Below are 6124 nucleotides of genomic sequence, written 5' to 3'. Positions count from 1 at the left end.
GGGTCGTGCAGGATTCGAACCTGCGACCAATTGATTAAAAGTCAACTGCTCTACCAACTGAGCTAACGACCCATCTTAGGTTGTGAAGCAATGCTGAAGTGTTCTTCTTGAAACTGCGCGGTAAAAAGCGCGTCTGAAGGAGATGGTGGGTCGTGCAGGATTCGAACCTGCGACCAATTGATTAAAAGTCAACTGCTCTACCAACTGAGCTAACGACCCATCTTCAGGCTTACCAGACACTTTTCAATGTGTCCCGGCAACGGCGGCATATATTACTGATTTAGCGGGGTAGCGCAACTCTTATTTCTGCTAAACGCTTCAGTTGCTTACCTTTCATACGGCAAGACCAGAAATCACACGATATCTGGTCTGAACCGGACAAATTACAGACCGCTCAGACGTTTCTGAGCTTGTTTAGCAGATTCAGTGTCTGGATAAAGTTTGATCACCTGCTGGAAGACCGCTTTGGCTTTCGCCGTGTCTTTTTTCTCCTGCATGATCACACCCACTTTCAACAACGCTTCTGCAGCTTTCGGCGACTTCGGATAGTTTTTCACTACCGTGGCGTAATAATACGCCGCGTCGTCCTTTTTGCCTTTGTTGTAGTTCAGCTGACCCAGCCAGTAATTCGCATTCGGCTGATAGGTCGAATCAGGGTAACGTTTTACCCACGCCTGAAGCGCGCTGATCGCCTGGTCATACTGTTTCTTCTCCAGAATCAGCGCCACAGCCGCATTGTAATCGCTGTTCGCATCGCCGGTCTGCGCAGGTGCGCTCTCCGTTGATGCTGCCGCGCCTGCGGTTGCTGCTGCGCCTGTATCTGCTGCGGCATCGCTGCCGGCTGCCTGTTGCCCGCCGTTGCTGCTGGCGCTGCTCAGCGTGTCAATCTGCTGGTAAAGCTGCTTCTGCCGCTCAACCACCTGATTCAACTGATACGTGTTTTGCTGGATTTGCCCGCGCAGCGCATCAATATCACGCTGGTTATCGCTCATCTGCTGCTGCAATTGCTGCATCAGCTGTGCCTGGGCATTAGAGATTCGTTCAAGAGTGGTGACACGGTCTTCGACCGAGCCGGAGCCAACGCTACTGATTGACGCTTGGGCATTAGCGGCCCAGGGGGCCGCTACGCCAATCAGTAACGACAGACTCAACAGATGACGTCTGAAGTTACTAACCATGTGATTCTCTTAGTAGACCAGAACGGCACGACGGTTTTTAGAATACGCTGCTTCGTCATGACCCAGAACGGCTGGCTTCTCTTTACCGTAAGAAACGATAGACATCTGATCAGCCGACACGCCTTTACCCTGCAGGTACATCTTAACGGCGTTAGCACGACGTTCGCCCAGGGCGATGTTGTATTCCGGCGTACCGCGCTCATCCGCATGACCTTCGATGGTCACTTTGTATGATGGGTTGCTGCGCAGGAAAGTTGCGTGCTGATCCAGCATCTGTGCGTAATCAGACTGAACGTCATATTTGTCCAGACCGAAGTACACGATGTTGTTCTGCTGCAGCTGCTGCATCTGCAGACGAGCCTGCTCGTCAGAAGACATGTTGCCGCCGTTGCCGTTCATGCCAGAATTTGCACCGTAAGCGCCATCAGCACCCATGCCAGTCTGGTCATTGTTGTTGTTTTTGTGTGAGCTACAAGCCGCTACTGCCAGAACCGGCAGAGCCAGCATCAAACCCTTCAGCACTTTGTTCAGTTGCATTTCAAAAATCCCATTATTGTTTATTGTTTGCGATGTCTGAAGTATCAGACATTACAGATACGGCGACCAGGCAGGAAATTTTACCTGTCCATCAGTTGCCGGAAGACGCGCTTTGAAACGGCCGTCGGTTGAAACCAACTGCAACACGGAACCCATACCCTGAGTAGAGCTGTAGATTACCATTGTGCCATTTGGTGCCAGGCTCGGCGTTTCATCCAGGAACGTGTCCGTTAACGTTTGAACGGCTCCCGTTTCCAGATCCTGTTTGGCGACGTGTTGAGCACCACCGTTGGTGCTAATCATCACCATAGATTTACCATCTGTTGCCACATCCGCATCCTGGTTCTGACCGCCTTCCCAGGTAATACGCTGTGGCGTGCCGCCATTAATACCGACTTTATAAATCTGAGGGGCACCCGCCTGATCGGAGGTATAAGCCAGAGTCTGGCTGTCCGGGAACCAGGTCGGTTCAGTACTGTTATAACGACCATCCGTCACCTGACGCGTCTGACCTGACGCCAGATCCATCACATAGAGGTTCAGGCTACCGGTTTTAGAGAGTGCGAAAGCGAGCTTAGAGCCATCTGGCGAGAATGCTGGAGCACCGTTGTGACGCGGATAAGAGGCAACCTGACGGATGGCACCGTTAGAGAGCGTCTGGACCACCAGCGCGGACTTGCCGCTTTCAAAGGTCACGTAGGCCACTTTGCTGCCATCCGGAGACCAGGCTGGCGACATCAGTGGCTGTGGTGAACGATGTACGACGAACTGGTTATAGCCATCGTAGTCAGCGACGCGCAGCTCATAAGGGAACTGGCCACCGTTGGTCTGCACGACATAAGCGATGCGGGTGCGGAAAGCGCCCTTAATGCCTGTCAGCTTCTGGAACGTTTCGTCACTGGCAGTGTGAGCGGCATAGCGCAGCCACTGCTTTGTCACTTTATATGAGTTCTGTGCCAGCACTGTACCCGGCGCACCGCCGGTGTCAACCAGCTGGTAAGAAACCTGATAGCTGCCATCCGGGTTAGACGCGACCTGACCGACGACTACGGCGTCGATGCCGAGTGCACTCCAGGCGGCAGGCTGCACTTCCTGCGCGCTGGTTGGCTGCTGTGGCAGACGTGAGCGATCCAGTGGATTGAATTTGCCACTGTTGCGCAGGTCAGCCGCCACGATGCCGCCAACATCTTCCGGCGCGGCACCAGAACCGGCCCATTTAAACGGCACCACGCCAATCGGGCGCGCGGTATTCACACCCTGGGTGATCTCAATTCGAACTTCTGCATGCAGCATGGCTGCCCACAGCAGGATAAAAAAGCCTAACGTAACGCGAAGAGCTTGCTTCATTTTATCTCCCTTATCTGAACCTCAGTCCACGATAATTGGCACTGTTCCTGGAAACCACGAGTACAACATAAGTACGGCAAGCTAAACATAGATCAACTTGCCGACCGTGACTGCATTATTGCGGTTTAAAACGCATCGGGGCGTTTTTAAACACTTCGTAGACCGCCTGAGAAGGCGGCTTCGGAATACGTGCCTGTTTGGCAGCAGCAATAGCGGCCTGGCAGAGCGCGGGATCACCACCCTCTGACTTAACATCAATCAACAAGCCATCAGGCGCAAGTTTAATCCGCAAATCACAGGTTTTTCCGCGATACAGATCGGCATCGTAGAATCGGCTCTGAATCGCACTCACCACCTGACCCATGTAGGAGTTGATCTCAGCGCCCGATGCCCCCGCTTTCTTCTGGTTGCCCTGCCCCGCTGCGCCACCTGATGTGCCGCTTTTCGGTGCATTTTTACCGGAAGTGAGTCCACCCAGCAAATCATCAACATCGCTGTCATTGGCCGCATCGGCGGCAGCTTTCGCTTTGGCATCTGCTTTGGCTTTCGCGGCAGCATCGGCTTTCGCTTTGGCGGCCGCATCGGCTTTCGCCTTAGCAGCCGCTTCGGCCTTCTCTTTAGCGGCCTCTTTCGCCGCCTCAGCTTTCTCTTTGGCAGCTTCTTTGGCGGCTTCGGCTTTTTCTTTAGCAGCCTCAGCGGCTTTCTCTTTTGCTGCCTCAGCAGCTTTTTCTTTCGCTTCTGCGGCTTTCTCTTTCGCTTCTTCGGCGGCTTTAGCTTTGGCATCCGCAGCCGCTTTCACTTTGGCCTCAGCCGCCGCTTTTGCATCCGCTTCAGACTTTGCCTTCGCTTCCGCAACGGCTTTCTCTTTTGCCGCAGCGGCAGCAGCGGCTTTCGCCTGCTGATCAGCCTGCTTCTTTGCTTCAGCCGCGGCCTGCTTTGCCTGCTCGGCGGTCGCTTTGGCCTGGGCATCCGCCTGGGCTTTCGCATCGGCTTTGGCTTTAGCTGCTGCCGCTTCGGCCGTTTTCTGCTGTTCCTGAGCCTGTTTCGCGGCGTCTTCTGCCGCTTTCTGCTGCTCAGCCTGCTGTTTAGCCTCTTCTTTCGCGGTTTCCTGCGCGGCTAAACGCTCTTTTTCCAGCGCTTTCAGACGCTGCTGTTCAGCAGCCTGTTTCTGTTGCAGCTCTTCTGCCTGCTGCTGCGCCTGCTTTTTACGCTGTTGCTCAGCCCGCTGGCTGTCGCTTTGCTGGTTCTGCTGACGATTGTATTGACTCACGACGGCACCGGGATCGACCATCACAGCATCAATATCGCTGCCACCGCCACCCGCACTGCTGGGGTCAACGTGCTCATTAAACGAGCTCCAAATCAGCAGCGCGATCAACACGATATGCAGAATCACCGAAATGATTATCGCGCGCTTTAACTTCTCGTTTTGCTCGGTTGCCTTCGACACACTCGGTTCCCAAAAAACGGTTCGATTTTAAATCGGCTGCGTCATCAAACCGACAGATTTAACACCCGCCTGGTGCAGCAGGTTGAGCGCTTTAATGATTTCATCGTAAGGCACTTCTTTCGCGCCCCCGATCAAAAACACCGTCTTAGGATTTGCTTCCAGTCGACGCTGCGCTTCGCTGATCACCTGCTCGGGGGGGAGCTGATCCATACGATCGTGATCCACGACCAGGCTGTACTGCCCCACGCCCGCCACTTCAACAATTACCGGCGGATTATCATCGCTGGAAACGGTTTTAGAGTCGGTCGCATCAGGCAGATCCACTTCCACGCTCTGGGTAATAATGGGTGCCGTTGCCATGAAGATCAGCAGCAGCACCAACAGGACGTCCAGTAGCGGAACGATGTTGATTTCCGACTTCAGGTCGCGGCGTTTGCGACCACGTACTCTGGCCATCATTAACCTCTATTTACTTAGCGCTATCGCTGGAGAAAGCCTGGCGATGCAGAATGGCAGTGAACTCTTCCATGAAGTTGTCGTAGCCCTGCTCCAGTTTGTTGACGCGCTGGTTCAGACGGTTGTACGCCATTACCGCCGGAATTGCCGCAAACAGACCGATTGCGGTTGCAATCAATGCTTCAGCGATACCCGGTGCCACCATCTGCAGTGTTGCCTGCTTCACCGCGCCCAGCGCGATAAAGGCGTGCATGATCCCCCAGACAGTACCGAACAGCCCGATATAGGGACTGATTGAACCGACAGTACCGAGGAACGGAATGTGGTTTTCCAGCGCTTCCAGCTCACGGTTCATTGAGATGCGCATCGCACGGCTTGCACCATCAATAACCGCCTCCGGCGCATGATTGTTAGCGCGGTGCAGTCGGGCGAACTCTTTAAAGCCGGAGTAGAAAATCTGCTCCGAGCCGCCCAGCTCTTCCCGACGCTCCTGGCTCTCCTGATACAGTCGGGAGAGTTCGATGCCGGACCAGAATTTGTCTTCAAATGCCTCAGCTTCTCTTCCCGCCGCATTCAGAATACGTGTGCGCTGAATAATGATGGCCCAGGAGGCAATAGAAAAGCCGATCAAAATCAACATGATAAGTTTGACCAGAAGGCTCGCCTTCAGGAACAAATCAAGAATGTTCATGTCAGTCACTGCTTGAACTCCGCGACAATAGACTTGGGAAGCGCAATCGGCTTCATTAGATGAGGGTTAATGCAGGCAATCAGGACCTCTGCCTCATTGAGCACTTTGCCTTCAGTATTCACGATACGCTGAGTGAACGTCATGGTAGCCCGAGTCATTGAGGTGACCTCGCTCTGGATCTCCAGAAGGTCATCAAGACGCGCCGCTGCAAGATAGTCCACCGTGATGCGCCGTACCACAAAAGCGATCTGCTGTTCTAACAGCATCTGCTGATTGAAATGGTGCTGTCGCAACATTTCGGTACGTGCTCGTTCATAAAAAGCGATATAGCTGGCGTGATAAACCACACCACCGGCATCAGTATCTTCGTAGTAGACCCGAACCGGCCAGCGAAACAGCGTTGTACTCACTCTACATCCCGGCCTCGTTTTAAACGTTGCTACTATACGCAAGAGAATTGGGGTT

Annotated in this window: 7 protein-coding genes and 2 tRNA genes; all 9 read right to left on the bottom strand. The window is 53.7% G+C overall.

Annotated elements, in window-relative coordinates:
- The 9 genes from Q7C21_RS19470 to ybgC all read right to left on the bottom strand — a co-directional run bounded on the left by Q7C21_RS19470 (position 1) and on the right by ybgC (position 6069).
- Positions 1 to 72: transfer RNA gene (locus tag Q7C21_RS19470), tRNA-Lys, on the bottom strand.
- 71 nt (positions 73 to 143) lie between these two features.
- A tRNA-Lys gene (locus tag Q7C21_RS19465) sits at positions 144 to 219 on the bottom strand.
- A 164-nt stretch (positions 220 to 383) separates the two neighbouring features.
- A complete protein-coding gene (gene cpoB, locus Q7C21_RS19460; protein WP_003853134.1) occupies positions 384 to 1178 on the bottom strand; it encodes a cell division protein CpoB in 795 nt (264 codons plus the stop codon).
- Between the two features lie 9 nt (positions 1179 to 1187).
- Positions 1188 to 1715, bottom strand: a complete 528-nt coding sequence (pal, locus tag Q7C21_RS19455; protein ID WP_003853135.1) for a peptidoglycan-associated lipoprotein Pal — start codon at positions 1713 to 1715, stop codon at positions 1188 to 1190.
- 51 nt (positions 1716 to 1766) lie between these two features.
- Positions 1767 to 3062, bottom strand: a complete 1296-nt coding sequence (gene tolB, locus Q7C21_RS19450) for a Tol-Pal system beta propeller repeat protein TolB (RefSeq protein ID WP_003853138.1) — start codon at positions 3060 to 3062, stop codon at positions 1767 to 1769.
- A gap of 115 nt (positions 3063 to 3177) precedes the next feature.
- Positions 3178 to 4512 carry a cell envelope integrity protein TolA gene (tolA, locus tag Q7C21_RS19445; protein ID WP_140915971.1) on the bottom strand — a complete coding sequence of 445 codons (1335 nt, stop codon included), beginning with the start codon at positions 4510 to 4512 and terminating at the stop codon, positions 3178 to 3180.
- Between the two features lie 27 nt (positions 4513 to 4539).
- Complete coding sequence (gene tolR, locus Q7C21_RS19440; RefSeq protein WP_003853140.1) at positions 4540 to 4968, bottom strand: colicin uptake protein TolR; 429 nt, start codon at positions 4966 to 4968, stop codon at positions 4540 to 4542.
- Positions 4969 to 4981: 13 nt separating this feature from the next.
- Positions 4982 to 5668 (bottom strand): Tol-Pal system protein TolQ, encoded by a 687-nt coding sequence (gene tolQ / locus Q7C21_RS19435; RefSeq protein ID WP_003853142.1) that lies wholly within the window; start codon positions 5666 to 5668, stop codon positions 4982 to 4984.
- The gene (gene ybgC / locus Q7C21_RS19430; RefSeq protein ID WP_008925029.1) at positions 5665 to 6069 is read right to left on the bottom strand and encodes a tol-pal system-associated acyl-CoA thioesterase; all 405 of its coding nucleotides are present in this window, start codon (positions 6067 to 6069) and stop codon (positions 5665 to 5667) included. Before ybgC ends, tolQ begins: the two co-directional genes overlap by 4 nt.
- Between the last annotated feature and the right edge of the window lie 55 nt (positions 6070 to 6124).

This window comes from Pantoea sp. ANP04 (genome assembly GCF_041982285.1).
In the GTDB taxonomy this organism is placed as follows: domain Bacteria; phylum Pseudomonadota; class Gammaproteobacteria; order Enterobacterales; family Enterobacteriaceae; genus Pantoea; species Pantoea eucalypti.
Note: the sequence above shows the minus strand (reverse complement) of the source record. Positions and strands in the feature narration are given on the sequence as shown.

Excerpts from the sequence above, each read along its gene's own strand:
- cpoB (WP_003853134.1), bottom strand. The coding sequence starts at position 1,178 with ATGGTTAGTAACTTCAGACGTCATCTGTTGAGTCTGTCGTTACTGATT.
- pal (WP_003853135.1), bottom strand. The coding sequence starts at position 1,715 with ATGCAACTGAACAAAGTGCTGAAGGGTTTGATGCTGGCTCTGCCGGTT.
- tolR (WP_003853140.1), bottom strand. The coding sequence starts at position 4,968 with ATGGCCAGAGTACGTGGTCGCAAACGCCGCGACCTGAAGTCGGAAATC.
- tolB (WP_003853138.1), bottom strand. The coding sequence starts at position 3,062 with ATGAAGCAAGCTCTTCGCGTTACGTTAGGCTTTTTTATCCTGCTGTGG.